The 24,233-nt window shown below is 64.7% G+C and carries 18 protein-coding genes; 9 read left to right on the top strand and 9 right to left on the bottom strand.

Annotated elements, in window-relative coordinates:
• Nucleotides 1-169 precede the first annotated feature (169 nt).
• Nucleotides 170-2,692: an endopeptidase La gene (lon, locus tag IPP90_19575; protein ID MBL0172860.1), complete on the top strand. Its 2,523-nt coding sequence runs from the start codon at nucleotides 170-172 to the stop codon at nucleotides 2,690-2,692.
• On the opposite strand, the gene IPP90_19570 is transcribed toward lon, so the two are convergent.
• Genes IPP90_19570 through IPP90_19555 form a run of 4 tightly spaced genes read right to left on the bottom strand, consistent with a single transcriptional unit; the run spans nucleotide 2,622 to nucleotide 6,962 of the window.
• Nucleotides 2,622-3,914: a DUF445 domain-containing protein gene (locus tag IPP90_19570; protein MBL0172859.1), complete on the bottom strand. Its 1,293-nt coding sequence runs from the start codon at nucleotides 3,912-3,914 to the stop codon at nucleotides 2,622-2,624. The two genes, lon and IPP90_19570, sit on opposite strands and share 71 nt — an antisense overlap.
• A 46-nt stretch (nucleotides 3,915-3,960) precedes the next feature.
• Entirely contained in the window at nucleotides 3,961-5,265 is a 1,305-nt protein-coding gene (locus IPP90_19565; protein MBL0172858.1) for a hypothetical protein, read from the bottom strand.
• 38 nt (nucleotides 5,266-5,303) lie between these two features.
• Nucleotides 5,304-6,149, bottom strand: a complete 846-nt coding sequence (locus IPP90_19560) for a prepilin peptidase (protein ID MBL0172857.1) — start codon at nucleotides 6,147-6,149, stop codon at nucleotides 5,304-5,306.
• 36 nt (nucleotides 6,150-6,185) lie between these two features.
• Nucleotides 6,186-6,962: an RNA methyltransferase gene (locus IPP90_19555; protein ID MBL0172856.1), complete on the bottom strand. Its 777-nt coding sequence runs from the start codon at nucleotides 6,960-6,962 to the stop codon at nucleotides 6,186-6,188.
• 131 nt (nucleotides 6,963-7,093) lie between these two features.
• Here IPP90_19555 and IPP90_19550 point away from each other — a divergent pair, with 131 nt between their 5' ends.
• Nucleotides 7,094-7,894 (top strand): M48 family metalloprotease, encoded by an 801-nt coding sequence (locus tag IPP90_19550; GenBank protein ID MBL0172855.1) that lies wholly within the window; start codon nucleotides 7,094-7,096, stop codon nucleotides 7,892-7,894.
• 92 nt (nucleotides 7,895-7,986) lie between these two features.
• Here the strand turns inward: IPP90_19550 and IPP90_19545 are convergent, their stop codons facing one another.
• From IPP90_19545 to IPP90_19530, 4 genes are read right to left on the bottom strand one after another with little or no spacing between them, the layout of a single operon-like run.
• The gene (locus IPP90_19545) at nucleotides 7,987-8,835 is read right to left on the bottom strand and encodes a purine-nucleoside phosphorylase (protein MBL0172854.1); all 849 of its coding nucleotides are present in this window, start codon (nucleotides 8,833-8,835) and stop codon (nucleotides 7,987-7,989) included.
• Nucleotides 8,832-9,914 (bottom strand): adenosine deaminase, encoded by a 1,083-nt coding sequence (gene add / locus IPP90_19540; protein MBL0172853.1) that lies wholly within the window; start codon nucleotides 9,912-9,914, stop codon nucleotides 8,832-8,834. Before add ends, IPP90_19545 begins: the two co-directional genes overlap by 4 nt.
• A complete protein-coding gene (locus tag IPP90_19535; GenBank protein MBL0172852.1) occupies nucleotides 9,911-10,150 on the bottom strand; it encodes a hypothetical protein in 240 nt (79 codons plus the stop codon). Before IPP90_19535 ends, add begins: the two co-directional genes overlap by 4 nt.
• Nucleotides 10,147-13,362: a 5'-nucleotidase C-terminal domain-containing protein gene (locus IPP90_19530; GenBank protein ID MBL0172851.1), complete on the bottom strand. Its 3,216-nt coding sequence runs from the start codon at nucleotides 13,360-13,362 to the stop codon at nucleotides 10,147-10,149. Before IPP90_19530 ends, IPP90_19535 begins: the two co-directional genes overlap by 4 nt.
• 310 nt (nucleotides 13,363-13,672) lie before the next feature.
• On the opposite strand from IPP90_19530, the gene udk reads away from it, so the two are divergent.
• From udk to IPP90_19515, 3 genes are read left to right on the top strand one after another with little or no spacing between them, the layout of a single operon-like run.
• Nucleotides 13,673-14,353: a uridine kinase gene (gene udk / locus IPP90_19525; GenBank protein MBL0172850.1), complete on the top strand. Its 681-nt coding sequence runs from the start codon at nucleotides 13,673-13,675 to the stop codon at nucleotides 14,351-14,353.
• 5 nt (nucleotides 14,354-14,358) lie between these two features.
• Nucleotides 14,359-15,078, top strand: a complete 720-nt coding sequence (locus tag IPP90_19520; GenBank protein MBL0172849.1) for a response regulator transcription factor — start codon at nucleotides 14,359-14,361, stop codon at nucleotides 15,076-15,078.
• 12 nt (nucleotides 15,079-15,090) lie between these two features.
• Entirely contained in the window at nucleotides 15,091-16,422 is a 1,332-nt protein-coding gene (locus tag IPP90_19515) for a hypothetical protein (protein ID MBL0172848.1), read from the top strand.
• 6 nt (nucleotides 16,423-16,428) lie between these two features.
• Here the strand turns inward: IPP90_19515 and IPP90_19510 are convergent, their stop codons facing one another.
• Complete coding sequence (locus IPP90_19510) at nucleotides 16,429-17,412, bottom strand: NAD-dependent deacylase (protein MBL0172847.1); 984 nt, start codon at nucleotides 17,410-17,412, stop codon at nucleotides 16,429-16,431.
• A gap of 294 nt (nucleotides 17,413-17,706) precedes the next feature.
• On the opposite strand from IPP90_19510, the gene IPP90_19505 reads away from it, so the two are divergent.
• The 4 genes from IPP90_19505 (at nucleotide 17,707) to pstS (ending at nucleotide 24,230) form a co-directional block, all read left to right on the top strand.
• On the top strand, nucleotides 17,707-20,433 hold the full coding sequence (locus tag IPP90_19505; GenBank protein MBL0172846.1) for a carboxypeptidase-like regulatory domain-containing protein: 2,727 nt from the start codon (nucleotides 17,707-17,709) through the stop codon (nucleotides 20,431-20,433).
• 168 nt (nucleotides 20,434-20,601) lie between these two features.
• A complete protein-coding gene (locus tag IPP90_19500) occupies nucleotides 20,602-22,341 on the top strand; it encodes a hypothetical protein (GenBank protein MBL0172845.1) in 1,740 nt (579 codons plus the stop codon).
• 126 nt (nucleotides 22,342-22,467) lie between these two features.
• Nucleotides 22,468-23,121: a hypothetical protein gene (locus IPP90_19495; protein ID MBL0172844.1), complete on the top strand. Its 654-nt coding sequence runs from the start codon at nucleotides 22,468-22,470 to the stop codon at nucleotides 23,119-23,121.
• Nucleotides 23,122-23,135: 14 nt separating this feature from the next.
• Nucleotides 23,136-24,230 carry a phosphate ABC transporter substrate-binding protein PstS gene (gene pstS / locus IPP90_19490; protein MBL0172843.1) on the top strand — a complete coding sequence of 365 codons (1,095 nt, stop codon included), beginning with the start codon at nucleotides 23,136-23,138 and terminating at the stop codon, nucleotides 24,228-24,230.
• Nucleotides 24,231-24,233 lie beyond the last annotated feature (3 nt).

The raw sequence follows: 24,233 nt of genomic DNA, 5'->3' as shown, positions 1-24,233 counted from the left end.
GATGGGTACAACCGGACCCGGTGGGCGAACTTTCGCGTACCGGTTGTGGCCGGGGGGGTGACGAAAGGGGCCACCGGGAGCGCAACTTGCGTCGGAAACACGCGTTTCCCGTGACCCATGGCACAATAAATTGCGCTCAGGTCGCGGTCTCCACCCTCCCATCCGTCCCGTGTCGTCCACTAATCCGCGTTTTCCGGCCATTGCGATGCCCCGCGGCCAGCGGAAGGAAGAGATCCTCCGCGCCGAGTTGCCACCGACGTTGCCGCTGATGGCCTTGCGGTCCACCATCGTGTACCCGCTGGGAACCATTGCCGTGCAAATGGGCGCCGCAGAAAATCTGGCCTTGCTGCGCGCGCACGAGGAATCGGGGCTGGTGGTGGCGTTGGTCGTGGCGTCCGGCGATGGAGACGACGCGGTCGACCCGCACAAATTCGTCGGTCGCGTGGGCGTGGCCGCCCGGGTGCATGAGCGCATCAACTTGCCGGGCGAGACCATCCAGATCACGCTGCAGGGGCTGCGTCGGATCACCATTGATGCCATCGACCAGGTCACACCGTACGCCATCGCGCAGGTGCAGGGGGCGAAGGAAACACCGGCCGATGCCTCGGAGCTGGACGAACTCGTGGCGCGCACCGTGACCGCCGCAGAAACGCTGGCCGAACTGGTGGACCGCATCCCCAGCGAAGTGCCGCAGATTCTCAAGATGAACGTGTCCGACCCGGGTCGCTTTGCCGATCTCGCCGCCACGAACATGAACCTGCGCATCATCGACAAGGAAGAAGTGTTGCAGCGCCTCGACATCGGGCAGCGCATCCGATTCATCCTGTCTCGGCTCGAGCGCGAAGTGGCGCGCGCGCGCGTCATGGACGACGTGAAGAAGCAGACGGAGATCAAGATCGAGCAGCACCAGCGCGAGTTCTACCTGCGTCAGCAACTGCGCGCCATTCAATCCGAGCTCGGTGAAGCCGATCCGAACGAGAAGGAATCGGTCGACCTGCTGCGCAAGATCGAGGAAGCCGGACTGCCGGAGCGGGTGGTGCAGGAAGCGCGGCGCGAAACGGAACGGCTGCGCATGCTCTCACCGGCGTCCAGCGAATATCAGGTGCTCCGGACGTATCTGGATTGGGTGCTGGCGTTGCCGTGGAACGCCCGCACGGCCGACGATCAGGAAATCACGCTCTCACGCGTCGAACAGGCCTTGGAAGATCGACACTACGGGCTTGATGAAGCCAAGGAGCGCATCACCGAATACCTCGCTGTGCGCAAGCTGCGCGGCGGCGATCCCAGTGGCCCGATTCTCTGTTTCGTGGGTCCGCCGGGCACCGGCAAGACGTCGCTGGGCGAGGCCATCGCGAAGGCCATCGGGCGCGAGTTCTATCGCATTTCCGTGGGCGGCGTGCGCGACGAAGCGGAGATTCGCGGTCATCGCCGCACCTATGTGGGCGCCATGCCCGGGTTGCTGTTGCAGGCCCTGCGGCGCGTGGCCGTGCGCGATCCGGTCATCATGATCGATGAGATCGACAAGATGACCAACGGCGGCAATTCCGGCGACCCGACGGCGGCGATGCTGGAAGTGCTCGACCCCTCGCAGAACTCGAGTTTTGTCGATCACTATCTCAACCTGCCGTTCGACCTGTCGAGCGTGCTGTTCATTTGCACGGCCAACAGCCTGCATGACATTCCCGGCCCGTTGCGCGATCGACTCGAGGTGATTCGCATCGCGGGGTACACGATCGAGGAGAAGGTCGAGATCGCGCAGCGATATCTGATGCCGCGCCTGCTTGCGGATCACGGCTTGACGGTCGAGGACATTCACGTGTCGGAGGCCGCGCTCGGTTTCATCACCAGCCGCTATTCGCGTGAGGCGGGCCTGCGAACATTTGAACGCTCGCTGGCATCGCTGCTGCGCAAGCGTGCGCGCGCAAAGGCCGATGGCAATGATGCGCTGTGGGAGATGTCGATCGCGCGCATCGAGGAAATTCTTGGCACGCCCCGATTCACCAACGAGGCGGCCGAGCAGGAACCGGAAATCGGCGCGGTCACCGGGCTGGCCTGGACCAACATGGGCGGCGACTTGCTCACCATTGAAGCGCTGCGCATGCCGGGTACCGGCAAGCTCACGGTCACCGGGCAGTTGGGTGAGGTGATGCGCGAGTCGGTTGACGCCGCATATTCGTTCGTGCGGTCGCGGTCGGTGCCGCTGGGCATCGACGATGGCGAGTTTCGTGAAGCCGATCTGCACCTGCATTTTCCCGCCGGCGCGATTCCCAAGGATGGCCCATCCGCCGGCATCGCGGTGACGCTGGCCTTGGCCAGCGCCTTGTCCCGTCGCCCGGTGCGCCGGGATCTCGCCCTCACCGGCGAGGTGACGTTGCGCGGCAAAGTCCTGGAGATTGGCGGCGTGAAGGAGAAAGTGCTGGCCGCGTATCGCGCGGGACTGCGCGAAGTCATTCTCCCCAAGGGGAACGAGAAGGACGTGCGTGATGTGCCGCAGGAAGTGCGCGACAAGATGGCCTTCACCTTTGCCAGCACGATGGACGAGGTATTCCATCTGGCCCTGCTTCCGCTGCCCAACGCGCACCACGCCGACAGCGCACCGCTCTCGGAGGATCCGGCGGACGTCAGACCGCGAAACGCACCGCGATCAGATGCAGCAGCACCCCGACCATCCCGCCCACCAGCGTCCCGTTGATGCGAATGAACTGCAGATCGCGCCCGATCTGCAGTTCGATCTTCCGTGAGGTCGCGTTGGCATCCCACGCGCCCACCGTCGTGGCGATCAGTTTGGCCACTTCTTCGCGCGCCTGTTCAACGGCATACGTGACCAGTTCCACAACCCATCCGTTCACCTTGGCCGCCAGATCCGGATCGGCCAGCACCTTCTGGCCGAGTCCCGACAACCACCGCTCCACCTGATCGGGTTCGGTCTCCACGTCGTCGGCAAGCCGCTCGGCGTACCCCGTCAGGCGGGTCTTGAGATCGTCCCATACGCTGCGTGAGAAATCGCCGACGGCGGGATGCGCCAGCAACTCCAGCTTGATCTGCTCCGCGCGGGCGATGACCGTCGGGTTCTCCCGCAACGACACCACAAAGCGATCCACCGCTTCGTCGTAGCGCTGGCGCAGCGGATGCGCGGGATCGGCCGCCACCGCCACCAGCGTCTTCTCTACGCCACTGACCACGCGATCGCCCAACTTGTCCTCGACTGCGCCAGGCACCCACCACGGACTTTCTGCCTTCACCCGTTCGCGAATAACGTCTTCGTTTTCTTCCAGAAAACGCGCCGCAAGGCGCAGCGCATCATCCAACAGGGCCTGATGGCGACCGCCGGCCGTAAAGAGCTCGAAGATGCGCGCCAGCAGCGGTGAGACCTGCAAGGTCCGTAGTCGCGACACGATGCCACGATCCACCACCTGCTGCACGTCGTCGTCACGCATGACACTGGCGGCACCATGCAGGCCGCGCGCCACCATACGGGCCAGTCGCCGGCTGTTCTCAGGCTGCGACAACCACGTCGCGGCGCGCTCGCCAAGCTTCATGCCCGCCAGCTTGGATGCGACCACCTCGCGCGTGAGGAAATTGCGCTGGACAAAGTTGCCAAGCGCCGTGCCAATACGATCCTTGCGCGCCGGGACGATGGCCGTGTGCGGAATGGGAATGCCCAGCGGGTGCCGGAACAGCGCCGTCACGGCGAACCAGTCGGCAATCCCCCCCACCATGGCCGCCTCGGCGAAGGCGCGTACGTAGCCAACCCAGGGGAATCGGGTCTCGTACAAACGAGCCACCAGGTAGAGCAATGCGACCACGACCAACATCACCGTGGCCACCCGCTTCATCCGCACAAGACGGACGCGCTTGATCTCATCGTCCGCCGTAATGCGCAGCGCCAACGGCGTCGTGTCCACCGTCGTCATGCGGTCTGCGTCATGCGGTCTGCATCATGCGGTCTGCATCATGCGCTCAGTGTCCGATCGTCAGGCGCGCCGGATCGATCAGCGTCGTGCTGATTCCCGCAGGAGTGTCCATGAAGAATACTACGGGGCGACCCTGCCGCTGTTCCACCGACAGCGTCACCGTACGGGCGCCGTGCGTCTTGCCGGCCGGCACATCAAGCCGTCGCACGGTCGCGCCTTCGGCGACCGCCTGGCGCCTCATGTCGTATCGGCGCCGTGCAGCGTCCGCCAGCAGGTCCATGAAATCCGCCGCGTCCACCGAGGTATCCCAGACGCTCGCCCAGGCCAGCGCGTCGCCCTGCGTCGTGCGAATAACCGCGTACCGATCGCCATCGATACCGCCTGCGCCACGTCGGGCCAGTGCCTCGTCCTTGAGGTGCTGCACCAGCACCAATCGCGTCTCGAACTCGCCGAAGCTGTTGGCGTAGATCACCGTGCCGGACGATGGCGGCGGCAACGTCACGGGCGTTGGCACTTCCCGTTTCGATTTGTCGTCGGTGAAATACGCCGCGTCATTCAGAATCTGACGGGACGAAACCGGCAGGTCGGTGAGCAGCTCCTTCATGGGGCGCTTCTCGGCAAAGCGTCGCACGAAATCCGCACCGCCCAGATAGGGGAACAGCAGCCCCTCGCGAACAGCGCGCGGCGCCGACGCGAACACCGGCATGCCGCCTTGACCATCGCGAATCACATCGCGAATGCGATCCCACCCCCCCGGCATCCGGATCACCGGACCGGAATTGGGATCGACCAGCAGCTGGGTGTACACGGCCTGCCCCTCAAGGATGGCCTGGGCGGCCCCTTGCCGATCCGCGTCATCCGTCTGTGCCTGAATCGAGTCCACCCGCACATACTGGTCCTGCAACGCATGCACCAACTCATGCGTCACCGTCTGCTGCAGCAGCGCCTTCGGCGCGCCATCCACCACGTACAGCACCTTGGTGGAGGGATCGTAGTAGCCGATCACCTGCTCCTCCAGCAACCGTTGAAGCAGCGCGCCGAGGTCGAGCGTATCGGGCGAGAGCCCCAGCACGCGATAGGCACTCTGCTGCCCGTCGATCTGCTTCTTCGCGCGGTCACTGGTGAGCTGCTGCATCACGAACTTCGCCACGTCGTCGTGGGAACGAGTCTGCAGTCTGGGCGGCGTCTTGAAGGTCAGGCCCAACTGCTGCTCGATGCGCGGCACGGCGTCGGACACAATACTGGCGTACGGACCGTCGCCCTTGGGACGACGATCACCGCAGGCGATGGTCAGCAGCGTGACCGCCACCATGACCACACGACGGCTCACGGCGGGACGGTCGATGGTCACCTGGCGGCGATGGCGGGAATCTTCTTGGGTGCGGTTATTCACGTGGGGAATGCGCGCTGCACGTACCAGACGATGAGGCGATCACCCCAAAGCAAGGCCAGCATCGCGGCCGGCGCAAGGAACACGCCGAACGGCACATCAGGAAACTCGAACGGCGTGCCATTCCGTTTGCTGCGCACCCACACGACCGGTCCGACAAACACCAGGAAGAAGAGCGCGCCAACGAACGCGCCACCGATAATCGTCAGGAGTGCGCGCTCCGGGCCCAGTGCGGCGCCGACCACCGCCATCAGGGTCGTATCCCCGAACCCCATGGCTTCGCGCTTCATCGCAACTTCCGCCAGCCATCCGATAATCGTGATCGCCCCGGCACCCACGCACGCCCCAAGCAACGCCGGCCAGGGCGTGGCAAACTGGGAGGTCTCACCCACGAAGAAATTGGCGACCGCCATCCCGAGCACCAGAACAAGCCCGGAAATCGTGAAGCCGTCGGGGATCAGGTAGTGCTTGGCGTCCGTGACGGCGATGCCGAAGAGGATCGTGCCGAAGATCGCCATCCGCAGGGCTTCGAACGTTACGCCAAACGTCACCACACTCGCCACCCAGCCCAGCGCCACCAGCAGCTCCACGGCCGGGTACTGCATCGAGATGGGCAGCCCGCAGCCGCGACATTTGCCGCGCAGCAACATCCAGCTGACGACGGGGATGTTCTCGTGCCAGGCAATCGGCCGTTCGCACTTGGGACACCGTGATCGCGGTTTGACCACGCTCAACTCGGCGGGCCAGCGGGCAATGCACACGTTGAGGAACGAGCCGATGGACGCGCCGATCGCAAAGATCGGCAACAGCACCATCGCAGCGAATTCGGCAGTCAGTGGCAGCATCATGAGTGGGAAGTCCTGCCTGCGACCTTCCGGACGTCAGCCCGGACGCAGCGCATGCAGCAGTATGCCGGTGGCCACAGCCACGTTCAGCGACTCGACATTCGAAGCCATGCCAATCGCGACCCGCCGCGATGCGCATGACGCCGCCTGTGCTGAAAGCCCGGCGCCTTCGTTGCTGACCACCAGCGCCAATCGCGCAGGCAGGGCATCTCGACGCAGCACCTCCGACGAGTCGATCACGAGTCCGTCCGCGTCCGCCGCCCAGCAGGCGATGTCATGAGCATCGAGGAATGCCGTGACCTCCTCCCACGTTGCCGCTGGGACGGGGTGCACGAACAGGGCCCCCATCGAGCTACGGACGACCTTGGCGTTCCATAGGTCAACGGTTCCCGGCAGGGCGATCGTGGCGGTGACACCCAAGGCCGCCGCCGTCCGCACGATAGTGCCCACGTTTCCCGGGTCCTGGATGGCGTCCAGAAGCAGATAGCGGGCGGTCGGACCTGCGGGGGCCTCCAAGGGCAGCTCCGGGATTTCCCCGATGGCCAGCACCCCCTGCGGCGACTCAGTGCTGGCAGCGCTCTCCAGATCGGCACGCGTCACCACCTTGACCGGCACCCGGAGACCCTCCGCCACGACCAACAGCTCGGCACCTCTCGGGTCCTCGGCCACGTCGTCGGTGACCAGCAGCCCCACGATCGACAGCGGTGAGGCGAGCAGCGCTTCCACCGACCGCACCCCTTCCGCCACGAAGCAACCCTGCCGTTCCCGGGCTTTCCGCCGCTGCAAGTCTCTGGCAAGTGTCAGTAGCTTCACGGCAATCCGGCAGTTGGAGGACTGAAACGTCGGAGGCGGATGGCTCAAAATCACCGCCGTCGGGTACAGACTCTAATATGCGACACAGTGACCCTTTCGTGATGAGACGTACCCCAATGACACGAGCAACGATGCGCCCCCCCCTCGCGCTCGCCGCCGCCGTGGCGATGATTTCGACCAGCGGCTGTCTGGCGTCCACGCAGCAGGAAGTGGACCTCGGCAATGACTACGCCACACAGGTCGCGCAGCAGTTGCCGCTCATCCAGGACCCCGAAGTGGCGCGGTACATCACCCTGCTCGGCGATTCCATTGCCCGCGTGTCCGACGACCGGAGTCTCAAATGGTCGTTCCAGGTGGTCGACCAGACCGACATCAACGCCTTTGCGGTACCCGGTGGACACATCTACGTGTATCGCGGCCTGATCGAACACACCGCGAACATGTCGGAGTTGGCCGGCGTCATCGGGCACGAGATTGCCCACGTCACCCGACGGCACAGCATGCTGCAAATGCGTGACCAGCAGCGCGCGAATGTCGGGGTCACGCTGGGATGCATCATCGCACCGTCGGTGTGCAACAGCGGCGCCGGCAGTGCGGCCATCAACGTGGCCGGCGGTGCCGCCTTTGCGAAATTCAGTCGTGACGACGAAGCCGAGGCGGACAAATTCGGCGTCACCTTTGTCACCCGAGCCGGGATCGACCCGCGCGGCATGCCCAGCATGTTCCGCACGCTCATTGCCGTGCGCAAGACGAATCCCAGTGCGGTGGACAACTTCTTCGCCTCGCACCCGGTCGAGGAAAGCCGCGTCGCGGCCACGGAAGCGGAGATTGCCAAGATCAATCCCGTGGTGCTCAAGTCGCTCACGCGCGATTCACGGGCGTTTCAGGCGTTTAAGAGCCGGCTTTCCAGCCTGCCGAAAGCGCGCAAGTAAAGACGGGAGAATGGAGACGGGAGACTGAAGACATCCAGCCATCCGGACGTCTCCCGTCTGCCGTCTCCATTCTCCCGTCTTCAAATCCCCGCCTACAGTCGGCGCAAAAACTCCACCACCAGCGCCTCGAAATCGGCGGCGACTGCCTTTCCGGTCTCCACCACTTCACTGTGCTCAAGGGGCTGCAATGAGAGTCCGGCGGCCTTGTTGGTAATGCACGAGACGGCGGCCACGCGCATCCCGATGGCACGCGCCACCACCACCTCGGGGACCGTGGACATACCAACGGCATCAACGCCAAGTCGCTCCAACATCCGAACCTCGGCGGGCGTCTCGTAGGTTGGTCCCAGCAGGCCGCAGTACACACCCACCTGCAACGACACCCCGACCGCGCGCGCCGCATCATGCAGCAGCGTCTGCAGTTCGCGATCGTACGGCTCGGACATATCCGGGAACCGCTCATCGCCCGCTTCCAGCGGCCCCGACAGCGGATTGCGAAACATGAGATTCATGTGATCGGCAATCACCATCAGGTCGCCCGGGGAAAACGTGCGTCGCACGCCGCCGGCTGCATTGGATGCGAGATAGACGGGGGCACCCAGCGCCTGCATTACGCGCACCGGGAACGCCGCCAACGCGGCATCATGCCCTTCATACATGTGAAATCGACCTGCCATGAGCACCACGGGGCGATCGGCCAGTGTGCCGACAATCAACTGACCGGCGTGACCGGCCACCGTGGCGTTGGGGAATCCCGGTACATGGGAAAACGGAATGCGCGTGGCGTGCTCCATTTTCGCTGCCAACCCGCCCAAGCCCGACCCCAGCACAATGCCGCACACGGGAGTTCGGAAACCCGACCCCACGCGTTGCCGCACGTAATCCGCAGCGATGCGGGCCTCGGCGGAGCCGGGACCGCTACGCGCAACCGGCGCGCTCATTCGCTCTCGCCCCACGACAGCACGGCGGGATGCGCATCGGCCAACAGTTGCCGGATGTCACGTTCGGCCGCATGGCGCAGTCGCTGCCGTTCCACCTGCGGCAGGAATGCCGCATCGAACGCCGCCAGTGACAATGCCGTCAGATCGGCCAAACCGTACGAGAGATGCTGTGCACACCGCACGTACTCGTCGGTCAGTGACACACCGCTCATCAATCGGTTGTCCGTGCTGATCGTGACCACCGCTCCCAGTCGCTGATACCGCACCAGTGGGTGCTCGCCAAACGTCGGCACCACGCGCGTCTGCACATTGCTGGTTGGGCACACTTCCAGCGGAATCTGACGATCGACCACGTATGCTTCCAGCGACGGGTCTTCGTGCAACCGCGTCCCGTGGCCAATGCGGTCGGTGGCACAGCGATGCACCGCCTCGCGAATGGAATGCGCGCCATCTCCCTCGCCCGCGTGCACCGTGACCGCCACATCGTTGGCGCGGGCGAAGTCAAAGGCCAGCGCGTGCAGGTGCGCCGGATTCCCCAACTCGCCGCCGGCCAGGTCAAACGCAACAACCCCCTGCTCCTTGAACGCCACCGCCAGCTCGGCCATTTCCATGGCGTGTGGCCAGGGGAGGCTTCGTAAGGCGCAAATAATGACGCGCGCCAACGTGCCGCACTCGGCCTCGCCGCGAGCCAACCCACGGAGCACGGCCGCCACCACGTCGTCCAGCGACAGTCCGCCGCGCGTATTCAGTGCCGGGCAGAAGCGCACCTCGATATACCGCACGCCATCGAGTGCGGCATCCAGTACCAACTCGTGCGCAATGCGTTCAATCGATGCCGCGTCCTGCATGACGGCCAACGTGATCTCGAAACGCGCCAGGTATTCCGTCAGATTGTGCGCATCATCCACCCGCATCCAGTCGCCCAACGCCGCGGCCGTGGACACCGGCATCGGGCGTGATTGCTGAATTGACAGATCCAGCAGCGTTGACGGTCGCAACGAGCCGTCCAGATGGCAATGCAGCTCCGCCTTGGGCATCCGCTGCAGGATTTCGGTGAAGGCGGCGGACAGTTCAATCACGCGCCATCCTCCGTGCGATCACGCACCGGTACCACGCGGAAGATCGCACCACCGGTCAGCCGCGTATCGTGCGGCACCGGCAGCCCACGGCTATCCGTCAATCGTGAGACGCCGGCACCAATGGCCTCAGCCTGATCGGGAAAGAGCGCGCGTACTGCATCCAGTGCATGCGATCCGATCGGCACGCTGACGCCGCGTTCGTTCACATACACCCGCACGTCGGTCGGGGCGTTCATCGAATCCCGCCCGGCGCGACGGTACGGATGCGCGGCGTTGCGCTGGACCGCACGGGCTGCGGTTGCCGCGTCAGATACCCGGCAACGGCGTCGATATCGCGAATCGTCAGCACCTCCTGCGAAACCGAGGTGAGGCGGTCACTATTGTCCGGGTCGTCCAGCATGAAATCGTTGATGATCATGGTGTAAAGTCGCGTACTGACCAGCGGCGTGCCATCGCTGGTGGTCAGATGGACGACACGATCCCACTGGGGCCTTGCGGGATCGAAGTCCACCAGCAGCCCACTCACATGGATATCCGGGCGGCCGCGTAGGAGTCCTCGCTCTACCATGGCGCGAACCTGGTCCCCACGGACCCGGAGGCGCACGAGGACGTTTCCGAATGGCGAGATGGCATGGACGCCACCGTATGTGATCAGCCCTGACGGCACGTCAGCCCGAATCCCGCCGTTGTTCCAGGCGCCGAAATCGCCGTTGCCCATGATCCGGGCCGCATCAGCAACCAGGTTCCCCAGTCCGTACTGATTCCCCGTTCTTGGCATGGCCACTGCCATGGTGGCGACCGGTCGATTCATCCGACCTCTCACGCGAACCACCGCCGCGCGAACGATCGAATCGACCATCGGATCGGCACCGACACTGTCGGCCGCGGCAATCGTGCGCAAAGTGGATACAGCATCGCCGCCTTCCAGTGGGATATCGACCACCTGAATGGCGCGACCACTCGACGCCGGCTCCACCACCGGGAATCCATTGATCCGCAAATCCACGTTGACGTGGGAGTGCCCGATGATGAACGCGTCGGGCCGCTCGGTCAACCGTTGCGCCACGTCGATGCCACCGCCATGACACTCCGTGGCGGTGCCGGCCTCGCAGCGACCGCCGTCGTGAATCACCGCCACCACCACCTGCGCGCCGGACGCGCGCAACGTCCGAATGCGCTCACTGATCAACGGAGCCGGATCGACAAACGTGAGATCGGCCACGTTGCGGCGCTTGGTCGTGGTGCTCGTATGTGTCCCGGCCGCACCGACAATGCCAATGCGGATACCGTCGCGACTGACCACGGTGTCGTCGCGCACCCATGGTGGCATGCGGTTGCTCCGATCACGCACGTTCACCGCCAGCAGTCGATGACGCAATTCGCCCGAGCGCTTTCGCAGCGTGTCCTGCCCGAAATCGAACTCGTGATTGCCCAGGGCGCCGGCCGCCACGTCCAGACGATTCATCACGGCAACAGTTGGCCGTCCGGCATCCCAATCAGAGGCCGGCTGTCCGGTGAACAAGTCACCCGCATGAATGACCACGCTGCGACAGGTGCCCGTGCATTCTCGCTGTGCGCGGCGAATCGCCGCCGACAGTGCCACCGCGCCGCCCGTTTCCCGTCCCGGTTCTCCCGAAGGAAGGAGCGCGGCGTGAAAATCGCTGAAAGCAATCACGCGCACCATGCCGGTTGGGCGGCCACCAGGTGGCGTAACGGACGCGGTTCGGGAGGTCGGTGACGGTGCACTGCCGGACGCCTCCGATTGGCGACCGCGCATCTGCTCCGCAAACGCCGCCCCGCGCGCAGCCGCCGGTTCGAGCGTCCAGTTGCGCGTCGCGTACTCCGCCGGGATCAGCGCCTTGCCCAGCGAGGCGACCCGCTGCACTTCGTCGATCACCAGCTGTCGGATGTCGACGTCGCGCCGATACACCACCGGCGCGCCCACCAACATCGTGTAGCCGCCACCACCACTGGCGCGATAGCTGTTGAGCGCCATAGTGAACGAATCCGTGGGCGCCACCGTGCGGCCGTGCACCGTCAGCCTGACGAGGCGCGACCCCAGGGGGCGCGCAAGATCAATCGTGTAGTCCGCGCCGGCCACCACATCGAAATTGAATCCCGGGATCGCCGGATCAACAATGCCATCGGCGGGCGCTCGGCCATTCGCGTCAAGCGACCGATAGTAGCGCGCCGAGTGTTCAAGGTAGGCGCGCAACTGCGCACCGGAAATCTTCACGGCGCGGAGCAGATTCTCGTATGGGTAGAGCTTGCTCAGCGCTGCGATGGTGATGATGCCGCTGTCCAGCCCCGCATCAATTGAGAACGCGGCCGTGGCGGACAGATCCGCGCCGGTGGCGCGCCGCATGATTTCGTTCACCAGGTCGGTCACGGGCATATCCGCAACGCGGGCGCTATCCGCCCGCCACGCCACGGTGGTGCGACCAGCCGGCGCCATCACCCACGCCACCGCCGCCTGATGGGAGGCGGTTGTCGCGGCAAGCACCGTGGGCGACTCGGCATGTCCCGCCACGCGCACCGACTGTCCTCGGTGCGCCGCAACATGCCACCGACCGCGGAGGCGTTCCATCGTGAGTGACGCGACCGCCACACTGGCCGCCCAATTGCGCGGCTGCATGAGCAGGGCGCCATTGATTGTCGAGTCGACGAGCTCACGGTGGGAATGACCATAGACGACCAGGTCGATGCCATCAATTTCGCGCGGCAATCGCGCCGCCACGTTCTCCGACGGCAACTGCGTGGCGACGGTATCGTAGGTGGCCTCTTCATTAAGCCCGGAATGCAGCAGCACCACGATGACATCGGCCCGTTGACGTCGCGCATCCGCAACGGAGCGCCGCACCGCGGGAATGATATCCGTGATGGTCAGTCGCGCCGCGCGCAGGTTTTCCGCGTCCCACACCATGGAGCCCGGTGTGGTACCGCCAATGATGCCGATACGCACCACACCGCCGCGCGGCATACGCCGCGTGATCATCGTCATCGGTGCCACAAAGGGCGTGCCACCGGCGTCGCGCACATTGGCGGCCAGGAACGGAAAGGCCGCTTGGGACACCGCACGCTTGAGCAACGGCACGCCGTAGTTGAACTCGTGATTGCCCAGGACTGCCGCGTCGTATTGCATGACGTTCATGGCGGCAATGGCCGGATGAACAGGAGGCTGATTGACCTTGGCGGCCACAAACAACAGCGGATTGCCCTGCAGCAGGTCGCCGCCATCCACCAGCACCACCCGCCCGGGATTGGCTCGGCGCAGGGAATCGACGATGGTGGCCGCGCCGGCCAGCGTTCGTGTCGGGTCCGCAGCGTTCGCGTAGTAGTCCCAGGCGCGCAGGCGACCGTGCACATCGGTGGTCGCGGCCACCACCAGATCGTATCGATCGGCCCCTTGGGCGCTGAGGGCCGACGCCCACCCGTTGACCGACAGCATCAGGGCCCCGAGCGTTGCCGCCCGCCGTCTGCCAATCCGAAGGGGGTACACCAACCCGCACCGTGGTCTCATGGGCGAATGCTAGTGACCGTCCAGCACCCGCTCCACCCGTAGCCGCCGATTGAATGCGGCCGAATCCGGCGGCACCCCTCCCCCGGCCCGCCGTCGGCCGCGAAGTTCCATGTATTCAACGTCGGACCGGGCCACCGATACGTAATCGTTACTCGGTCGTGGCAGGCCTGACACGACCCTCAGGCAGGATGTTCATCGTGGTGTTGCAATCAGATTCGGCAGTGCGAGTTCCACCGTTGTGAAGCCGCTCATCATCGGCATTGCGGGCGGGACTGGATCCGGGAAGTCCACGGTAGCCCGCAAGGTTGCCGAGGCGCTTCCGGACGCCTCGGTCGCATTCCTGGAAATGGATGCGTACTACCGCGACTTCCGCCACCTGACGCTCCAGCAGTTGCAGCATGTCAACTGGGATCATCCGGATGCCTTTGACGTGGAGCTCCTGACCGCCCATCTCGCGGCGCTGTCGCGCGGTGAGCGGGTGGAGATGCCGGTGTACGAGTTCGCCTCACATTCTCGCAGCACACGAACGCGGGCCATTGAACCCGCTGACGTGGTCGTCATCGACGGGATCCTGCTACTCTCGGACCCCGCAGTGCGTGAGCTGTGCGATGTGAAGGTGTTCGTGGATGCCGATCCTGACATCCGTTTGATCCGTCGCATTCGCCGGGACACGGCGGTGCGCGGTCGCACGCTGGAGTCGGTGCTGGAGCAATACCTGACCACCGTGCAACCGATGCACCTGCAGTTTGTGGAACCCAGCAAGCGGTACGCCGACGTGATTGTCCCGCGAGGTGGCAGTAATACCGTGGCGATCGAGATGATCGTCGCCAAAATCCATCGGCGCCTCACCGCGCGTCATCTGGCGCGCGCGGCGTCGCCCACGCCGGCGTTCGTACCGACAGCGCCAGCCGACATCTGAGCCGCATGAATCCTGCACCGTCTTCCGTCGAACGCATCCTTGTTGTTGACGACGAGCCCGACATCGTGGCCCTGGTGGCGTACCATCTCGGAAAAGCCGGCTATCGTCTGGCCACGGCGTCGACCGGTCAGGATGCACTCGAAGCGGTACGACGGGAACGGTACTCGCTCATCGTGCTCGACCTGATGCTGCCGGGAATGTCCGGCTTCGATGTGCTGGAGGTGCTTCGCGGTGACGAAGCCACCCGTGACGTGGCCGTCCTGATGCTGACGGCTCGTCGCGAAGAGCCGGATCGCATTCGAGGGCTGTCGCTCGGCGCTGATGATTATCTCACCAAACCGTTCAGTCCCGCCGAGCTGGTCTTGCGCGTTGGAGCCATCTTGCGTCGGGCCGGCAACATTCCGGCGGCGACAGCAGACAGCCTTATCATTGGCCCGCTGCGAATTGATCGCGCCGCCATGACCGTGCTGGTCGAGAATCAGCCGGTGGAACTGACCCCGACGGAGTTCAAGCTGTTGCTGACGCTTGCCGAGCGCCGCGGACGTGTGCAAGGACGCGCGCACCTGCTTGAGACCGTATGGGAGGCGGCTCCGGACATTCAGACGCGCACCGTTGACATGCACATCCAACGCCTGCGCACAAAGTTGGGGGTCGCTGGTGACCTGATTGAAACGGTCCGGGGATTCGGCTATCGCCTCCGCGCGGCTGCAGCGCGGGGCAGCTGACGCACCCGCCACGTGCGAGGCACATCTCGTCTCCTCTCGAAGATCACCTTCGTCATCGCACTGGCTGTGGCGACGGCGCTCTTTGCGGTCGCCCAAGGTGTAAACATCTTTGCCGCCGCCGGATTCGCCGTCGTGGTTGGCGCCCTCGGGGCTAGTGTCGTGGCGGAATCCGTCCGACGACCGCTTGAGGAGCTCGATGACGTGGCGCGCGCCTTGGTTGGCGGTTGGTTGTCGCGGCGAGCGTCGTTGGCACCCTATGACGAGGCGGGCGGCCTTGCGGACTCCCTGCGACAGCTGGCCGATCAACTGTCGGCGCGACGACAGGAGTTGGCCGCCGCAGAAGAGTTGCTGATGGCCCTCACCGAGTCGCTGAATGAAGGGGTCGTCGCGGTCGATGCGCGGAAACAGGTGGTCCGCATCAACGATACCGCCAGACGACTCCTGCGACTGAGCGAGCCGGTGCCATTCCCGGCCGAATACCTGCCGCGTGATCGGGCGTTGCGAGCCGCGCTTGTCGACGTGCTCTCTGGGCGAGAAGCCGAACCGGATGAAGTCCGTGTCGATGATCGCACGCTGTCGTTGACGGCCCGGCCCTTGCCCGCCGGCGGCGCGGTGCTGGCGCTCTACGACCTCACGCCGTTTCGCCTACTGGAGTCCGTCCGTCGCGATTTCGTGGCCAATGTGTCGCATGAACTCCGTACGCCACTCACCGTGGTGTCAGGGTTTGTGGAGACGCTGACGGACGAGGCACTGCCGATTGCGTTGCGACGCCAGTTTCTCGGGATGGTGGCCAGCAACGTTCAACGAATGCAGCGCATCGTTGATGATCTGCTCGACCTATCGCGAATTGAGTCTGGCGGGTGGCTCCCCAACCCCGTCGAGCAGCGGTTTGCAGCGCTTGCCGAGGAAATTGCCGGCCCACTTCGGGCGGCCGCGCAGGCGAAAGGCGTCGCGATGCGGGTAGAGGAGGCGCCTGATGCACCCCACATTTACGCCGACACCACTGCCACCCGCCAGATACTCAGCAACCTGGCGGAAAACGCGTTGCGCCATACGGTGAATGGTGAGGTCGTGCTCTTCTCGGAATCGGCGACGGACGGCGATTGGATCGGTGTGCGCGATACGGGGACGGGGATCGGTGCGGCACAACTCCCGCGAATCTTCGAGCGATTCTATCGCGCCGATCCTGGTCGCTCTCGCGAGGCGGGAGGCACCGGATTGGGATTGGCTATTGTTCGACACCTCGCGGAGGCCCATGGCGGTCGGGTCCGCGCCGAAAGCACTCCAGGAGTCGGCACCACGATTGCCGTGCTGTTTCCTCGCCGTGATGAGACAGCGACCTAGTCGACCTCAGCGACTCCCCTGCTCGGTCGGAAAATCGGATAGCGCGGGCCCCGAAGGCGGTCCGCCCTCTAACGTCTCAAGCGGCTCGGAAACTGGCATCGACGGCTCGTCGGAACTTGACTGGGCGACGGCCGAACTTGCGGTCTCCACTCGTCGCGGCCGCTTTCCCGCGTACGCTTCCGCGATCAGTCTCGGCAGCATCACGCCCGACGGGCCTTCGACTGCCAGCACACTCGGACCGCGGCGTTGGCCTTCCATTGAGGGATTGACCACAATCACGGTCGCCCCGTGTGCCGCCGCCACCCACGGCAGCGATGCCGCTGGCTCGACCACGTTGGACGTGCCCACTGACAGGAAGACGTCACACGCCACCGCCGCATCGCGGGCGCGCTGATACTGGTCCATCGGAAGCGGCTCACCGAACCACACCACATCCGGACGCATCAGTGCTCCGCACTGCGGGCATCGGGGCGGGGTGTCGGACTGGTCTAACGTCGGTTCGATCGTTCCCGCGCACCCCGCACTGCACCTCGCGCGCATCAACGAGCCGTGTAACGACACAACATCGCGATTGCCCGCCCGTTGATGGAGGTCGTCAACATTCTGCGTGACCAGGGTGCAATGCGACACACGGGCGGCAAGTGTTGCCAGCGCCACATGTCCTGGATTCGGCAGCGCGGCACGCACCATGGCCCGGCGAGCGGAATACCACTGCCAGACCCGTTCGGGATGTTGGGCAAAGGCGTCAGGCGTGGCCAGTTCCTGCGGGGTAAACTGCGCCCAATGGCCAGTCAATGCATCCCGGAACGTCGGAATGCCGCTTTCTGCCGAAGTGCCGGCGCCCGTGAGGACACACACGTGTTCGGCCGACCGCAAAGCACGAGCGGCGACCGACAACGCCTCGGAGCGCGTCTGCGGGTCGGTGGTTGGGGGCGACGCGACCCGGCGCGGGTGGGCGTCAGAGCCATTCGGAGTGTGGGAGGCAGTCATTCCGAGGCGACATTACACGGCTCAGGCTCGCTCGGCAACCGGTCAGGGCCACGAATTCAACGCTTGAGAGGTCCAGGTCCCGGTGTGCGGCCGTGACACGGTCGTTGCAATTCCGTCGGCTGTTCGAAACCTGAGTCACGGAAGTTGCACGGCATCCGGAGCGCGCGGTGAGCCGCCCGGAGCAGTTCGACTCTTCGACTCTCACGCCGACTCCATATGCGCTTATCCGCCGACGAGACACGCCGCTTCGCCCCCATCCATTCTCGGAGCGGAGTGTCAGCCTCCGTTCGGGGAGTGGCCCTGATTCTGGGGTTGGCCGTTCCCCTCGTCTCCGGCGGCGCACAGGTAGCGTCGCCCACCGGCAAGGTCACCGGCCGCGTCATCGATGCGGCCACCGGTCAGGGTCTGACTGGCGCGCAGATTCAATTGGTGGGCACCACTAACGGCACGATGTCCGGCGTCGATGGTCGGTACCTCCTGCTGCGGGTGCCCGCGGGCACCGCCACGCTGCAAATCCGCCGCATTGGCTATGGGCCAAAGTCGGTCACGGGCGTTGTAGTGCCCGTGAACGGCGACGTCGAACAGGACGTGTCACTCACGGCCGCCGAGTTCCAACTGGCGGCAATCAGTGTGACGGCCAGCAAGGAGAAGGGGTCGGTCAACGACGCCCTCGATCAGCAGAAGAACGCCACCAACGTGGTGAACGCGATTACCGCCGAACAGATCGCGAAAAGTCCGGATGGCGACGCCGCCCAGGCCGCACAGCGCGTCTCCGGTGTGACCGTGCAGGACGGGAAGTACTTGCAAGTTCGCGGATTGGGCGAGCGCTACACCACCGCGTCGCTCAACGGTGCCCGCATCCCGAGCCCGGAGCCTGAGCGCAAGGTCATTCCGTTGGACCTGTTCCCCTCCAGCCTGCTGCAAGAGATCACCACCAGCAAGACGTTCACACCAGATCAGCCGGGCGACTTCGCCGGCGCGAATGTGAACATCCGGACCAAGGAGTTTCCCGCCAGTCGGCAGATCAACTATACCACCAGCTTCGGTGGCAACGATCGTGTGGTCGGACGGACATTGCCGATGGCGCCGCGCGCCGGCGGCGAGCTGGTGGGATTCTCGTATGGTGCCCGCAAGATGCCGCAGGCACTGTCGCAGGCCAACTTCTTCGGCAATGTATCGCAGACCCAGTTCAACCAGATCGCGCTGCAGCAGCGCAATGTATGGGACGCCGCCCCGCGCGCTGGAGGGCCGAACGGGTCGTTCGGCGCCTCAACGGGCGGCAACACCATTTTGGGTAAGCGGGTGGGGTACGTGTTGAGCGGCAACTACGGCTACACCGAGGAAGTGCGTGCCAACGAGCGCTTTGCCGTGGGTAATCAAGGCCCGAACAACACGGTCGTACCGCTCACCTCGCTCTCCGGGACAACCGGGCGCTCGAGCATTCAATGGGGCGGCATCGCGAACTTCGCGACGCTGGTTGGCCAGAGCTCCCGTCTGTCGCTCAACACCACCGCTACCCGGAGCGCCGACAACGAAGCGCGAACCGATCGGGGTTTTGACGAGAATCTCTCGGACAGCATTGCCCGCACGACGTTGCGCTACGTCGAACGCGGCGTGGTCACGGTGACCGGTCAGGGTGAGCACCAGTTGGGTGATCACAACAAGACCACATGGTCGGCCACGTATGGCAGCACCACGCGACGCGAGCCGGATCGTTCAGATGTGGTCTACTCCCGCGGTTCCGATGGCCAATTCTCGCTGCTCGCGTCCCTGGATGGCGCGCGTCGCCTGTATTTCAAGCTCACCGAGAACAACACCACCGCGCAGCTCGATCATGCGTTCCAGATTGGCGAGACGGCCAAGCAGAACACGCTCAAAATCGGCGCGTACACGCGCAGCACCGATCGCCAGGCCGATGCGCCCATCTACGCGTTCATCTCCCGCGCGCCATCGTCACTGCTGACCGAGAGCCCGAGTGTCATCTTCGGTTCGACCCAGTCGTGCGCCACGTGCTCGCTGATCAATGTCCAGCCCATCGGACAGGCCGGATCGTACACGGCGACGGATCGCACCTCGGCCGGCTACGCCATGCTGGACTGGGGGCTGCGCGAGAACATTCGCGTCATCGCCGGTGCGCGCGTGGAAGCGGCCAAGATCAATGTCGATGCGAGCACGCAGGGAGGATTTACCGCGGCCGCGCGCCTTGACAACACCGACGTGCTGCCGTCGCTGCTCATCAACACGCGCCTGTCGGAAACTCAAAACCTCCGGTTGGGGGTCACGCGCACGCTCGCCCGGCCGGAGTATCGGGAACTGGCACCGGTAACCTTTCGCGATGTGTTGGGGGGCGTGAGCGTCACGGGCAACGACAAGCTGCAGCGGTCGCTGATCGACAATTACGATGTGCGCTACGAACTTTTCCCCAATGCGGGTGAAGTGCTGAGCATCGGTGGCTTCGTCAAGCACTTTGACCGGCCGGTGGAGCGCATCGAGTCGGCAACGTCTGGCGCCTATCAGGCGCTGTATCAGAACGCCGTGAGCGCCACCGACATCGGCATGGAACTGGAGGCCCGCAAGCAGCTCGGGTTCCTGGGATCATGGGCGCAGGCCTTCACCGGCTTCTCCAACGTCACGTTGATGTCGTCCAAGGTGACACTCGATACCACGCGGGGACTGGCCGTCACCGATCGGTCGCGTCGGATGGTTGGACAGGCGCCGTACGTGGTGAACGCGGGCCTGACGTATTCGTCGCCCAGTGGGCGGACCAACGCCACGATTCTGTATAACGTGGTCGGCGAGCGCATCTACGCCGCTGGCGTGGCCCCGTTGCCAAACATCGTCGAAGCGCCGCGCGACATTGTGGATTTCTCGCTGCGTTTCCCCGTGTGGCGCGAGGTGTCGGGGCGTCTCGATGCGCGCAACCTGCTTGATGCACGCTATCGCTTCATGCAGGGCAATCTGGAGCGCGAAGGTTACAATGCCGGCCGCACGATCTCGTTCGGGCTCTCCTGGCGGCAGTAGTTTCCGCCGCGGACGTCGACGCGGTGTCTCACGGTCGTGTCGCGCCAGGTGCGCGTGACACGACCGTGACGCGTTACTGACCGTGTCACCACATCCGTGTGCTTCTATGGAGACGGCACAGTCACCTTCATCGATTGGCCGCTCACTCTCCACAACACAGGAAACCCGATGACGATGTCTCTGCGCATTCGCGCATTCGTCGCTGCTACAGCCGCCGTCTTGGCGCTTACGGCGTGTGGCAGCGACGACCCGGTGACGCCGCCGGCGAAGGGCTCGCTGACCGTGACAATCTCCGGCCTGCCGACGGGCACCAATGCCGGCGTCTCGGTGACCGGCCCGAGTTCTTTCTCGCAGAATCTGACGGCGACGCAGACGCTCTCGGTCGACGCCGGCAGCTACACGGTGGCGGCCGCACAGGTGACCGTCGGTGTCACCAAATACAATGCCACGGTGACGGGGTCGCCTGCGGCCGTAACGTCCGGTGGCTCGAGCAGTGCCACGGTCGCCTATAGCCTGACCGCGAACCCCACGATTGTCCTCAGCGGGTCGATCGCCGCGAACCGCACACTCACCCCCGATACGAACTACGTCATCCGTGGATTTGTGTACGTGAACAGCGGTGCCACCCTGACGATCAACGCGGGGACCAAGTTGGTCGGCGACACGACCGCGCTTGGCTCGGCGCTGTTCATTTTGCGCGGCGCGCGCATCGTGGCCAACGGCACCGAGACGCAGCCGGTTGTGTTCACGTCACAGCGGAGCGCTGGCAATCGCTCGCCAGGCGACTGGGGTGGACTGGTCATCGTGGGCAACGCGCGCAATAACCGCTCGGGGAGCATTATCATCGAGGGCTCCAACGGATCAGTCGTCGGGGCCGATCCCAACGGCATCGTGTACACCGGTGGCACCAATGACGCGGACAACAGCGGCACACTGCGATACGTGCGCGTGGAATTCGCGGGCTACGCCACCTTGCCGGACAACGAACTCAACTCCTTCACGTTCGCGGCAGTCGGCCGGGGCACGACGTTCGAATACCTCCAGTCGGTGGCCGGGCTCGACGATTCATTCGAATGGTTTGGCGGCACCGTGGACGGCAAGTACCTCGTCTCGTATGAGGCGGGAGACGATCACTTCGATACCTCCGAGGGATACAGCGGTCGCAACCAGTTCCTGATCGCCTATCAGTCGACGTTCCTCACGCCGCGCGCCGGCGCCGGCGCGATCTCGGCCGATCCGCAAGGCTTCGAAGTGGACGGCTGCAATGGTGGCGGATGCACGGCGCCATCCGGCGCGAATGCCCAGAGCTCCGGTCGCGACGACGGGCTGTACACCATGAACCTCTTTGCCAATTTCACGGTGATCGGTGTCGGCAGCACCCAGACGACTCCGACCAACGGCGGCGTGGGCATGGTGCTCCGTCGTGGCACGGGCGGCTACTACCTGAACGGTGTGGTCGCACGCTGGCCGCGACAGGCCATCTCGTTGCGCGACTCGACGTCCAACAACCGGTTTGTGGTCGACTCGCTGATCGCCCGCAACCTGTATTTCGCCGACAACGGCACCCAGAACACCGGTGTGATCTTTGATCCCACGGGCACCAATTTCGGACAGGAGTCCGCCTTCAGTGCCCGCAACGCGAATATCACCGTCGCGGCGGGATCGGTGACGGCCGCCAGCCTGTTCACGGCACTGCCCGCAGGTTCGGCAACGACCACGGGAGCCGACTTCGATTGGTCACCGTCGGCGAGTTCCCCGATTGCCACCGGTGGCCTGAGCAGCTTTACGGCCGACCCGCGCATCGCGGCGCGCGTGGGAACGTTTATTACACCAACCGCCTATCGCGGCGCCGCCGCCCCAGGTGGTACGAAGTGGTGGGCGAACTGGACCAGCTACACCCGCAACTAGCGTGTGCGGGGCCGACAGGGCGCCAATCCGCCCTGTCGGCCCGATCGCTTGCCGGAAGAGCCTTGAACGGTTGGCACCGTATGGTACGGCGCCAACCGTTCGTACTTCCCTCATCATTCCAGCCCCATGAATCGCTGTCGTGACTCCCTGCGCCTTCTCGCCTCGCTCTGCACGGCCTATGCGCTTGTGGTGAGCGCCTGCTCACCGCGCGACACCAACTCGTCGGCCGCAGACTCACAGGCCGCTCATGTTCGCGATGTGGTGGCGGCCGGGGGCACCGTCGACTCCATTCATCCGATTGCCGAACAGCTGCAGCGCTTTCAGGTCGATGTGGCGGAGCCTCCCGATTCGCTCCGGCACGCCAGCGCGTCCATTGACGGGTTGGTCACGCGCTGGGCGCGCGCGGTCGCCACGCGCGACACGGCGTCGCTGAACCGCATGACCATCGACCGGGCAGAGTTTGCGTGGTTGTACTATCCCGGATCACGACTGAGCAAGCCTCCGTACGAAGCGCCGCCACAGTTGCTGTGGGGGCAGATTCTGGACAACTCCGACGGCGGTGCGCGCCAGCTGTTCGCCCGATTCGGCGGCTCACCCTTCCAACTGATTCTGGTGAAATGTCCGGCGCCAAGTGACACAACGTCCACCAGTCTGGTATATACCGACTGCTCTGTACGTGTACGGCTGACGAATGGACATGTCGTTGAGGATCGCCTGTTCGGCTCAATCATCGAACATCAGGGTCGGTTCAAGTTCCTGGGCTACGCCAACCGCCTCTAGGCTGGAGGAATACGATGCGGTTGCTCCGGAATTGCCTGGGCGTCACGGCCCTTCTGCTCGGCGCCTGTGCCACTTCCCAAGAGGCCGCGGGACGAATCGACTCGGTCGGCGAGTCGCCCGCCGGCAGCACGCGCGTCGACCTTACGGGCGCTGGGGCGACGTTCCCGTATCCGATCTATGCGCGTTGGTTCAACGAGTACGCGCAGCGCACGAATGTCCGCATCAACTATCTCTCGATCGGCTCGGGGGGCGGCATTCGACAGGTGATGGACGGTACCGTCGATTTCGGCGCCACGGATGCGCCCATGACGGATGAGGAGCTGGCGCGATCGTCAACGCCGATCATGCATATTCCCACGGTGATGGGTGCCGTCGCCGTCACGTACAATCTCCCGGGCCTTGCCCGTCATCCGCTCAATCTGTCCGGTGACGTCCTGGCCGACATCTTTCTCGGCCGAATCACCACATGGAACGACGGCCGGATACGCGCGCTCAATCCTGACGCGCCGCTGCCGGCCGACACGGTGCAGGTCGTGCATCGCTCCGACGAAAGCGGGACATCCTATATCTTCAGCGAGTACCTCGCGGCCGTCAGTCCACGATGGCTCGCCGGACCCGGGCGCGGAAGAGACGTCCGCTGGCCAGTGGGAATTGGAGGTCGGGGAAACGAGGGCGTGGCCGGTCAGGTGAAGCAGACCGCGGGATCGATCGGCTACCTGGAAGTTGTCTATGCGCGCCAGAACCGCCTGCCGGTGGCACGGGTGCGCAATCGATCCGGACGGTTCATCGCACCGATGGCATTCGAAATTGCCTCGGCGGCGGCAGGCGTCATGAGTCTGGCGGGGCCGCGGTCCGATTTGCGCTGGTCACTCGTGAACGCGCCCGGCGATCAGTCCTACCCCATCGCATCGTTCACGTGGATGCTGATTTCGCCACAACGCATTGGAACGGAGAAGTCACGGCAGCTGGCGGACTTCCTCCGTTGGGCCCTGACAGACGGCGGTGACGTTGCGGCCAGTCTGGGTTATGTCGCGCTGCCGACGGTGACCGCCACCCGGGTCCTTGAGCTGCTCAACACGCTGGGGGCGACACCAGCGAATCGTCCTTGAAGG

Source organism: Gemmatimonadaceae bacterium (assembly GCA_016720905.1).
GTDB lineage: Bacteria > Gemmatimonadota > Gemmatimonadetes > Gemmatimonadales > Gemmatimonadaceae > Gemmatimonas.
Note: the sequence above shows the minus strand (reverse complement) of the source record. Positions and strands in the feature narration are given on the sequence as shown.

Coding starts and splice junctions, on each gene's coding strand:
- IPP90_19570 (MBL0172859.1), bottom strand. CDS start 3,914: ATGACGACGGTGGACACGACGCCGTTGGCGCTGCGCATTACGGCGGAC.
- IPP90_19560 (MBL0172857.1), bottom strand. CDS start 6,149: ATGCTGCCACTGACTGCCGAATTCGCTGCGATGGTGCTGTTGCCGATC.
- IPP90_19550 (MBL0172855.1), top strand. CDS start 7,094: ATGCGCCCCCCCCTCGCGCTCGCCGCCGCCGTGGCGATGATTTCGACC.
- IPP90_19545 (MBL0172854.1), bottom strand. CDS start 8,835: ATGAGCGCGCCGGTTGCGCGTAGCGGTCCCGGCTCCGCCGAGGCCCGC.
- IPP90_19535 (MBL0172852.1), bottom strand. CDS start 10,150: ATGAACGCCCCGACCGACGTGCGGGTGTATGTGAACGAACGCGGCGTC.
- IPP90_19530 (MBL0172851.1), bottom strand. CDS start 13,362: ATGCTGTCGGTCAACGGGTGGGCGTCGGCCCTCAGCGCCCAAGGGGCC.
- IPP90_19520 (MBL0172849.1), top strand. CDS start 14,359: ATGAATCCTGCACCGTCTTCCGTCGAACGCATCCTTGTTGTTGACGAC.
- IPP90_19510 (MBL0172847.1), bottom strand. CDS start 17,412: ATGACTGCCTCCCACACTCCGAATGGCTCTGACGCCCACCCGCGCCGG.
- IPP90_19500 (MBL0172845.1), top strand. CDS start 20,602: ATGACGATGTCTCTGCGCATTCGCGCATTCGTCGCTGCTACAGCCGCC.
- IPP90_19495 (MBL0172844.1), top strand. CDS start 22,468: ATGAATCGCTGTCGTGACTCCCTGCGCCTTCTCGCCTCGCTCTGCACG.
- pstS (MBL0172843.1), top strand. CDS start 23,136: ATGCGGTTGCTCCGGAATTGCCTGGGCGTCACGGCCCTTCTGCTCGGC.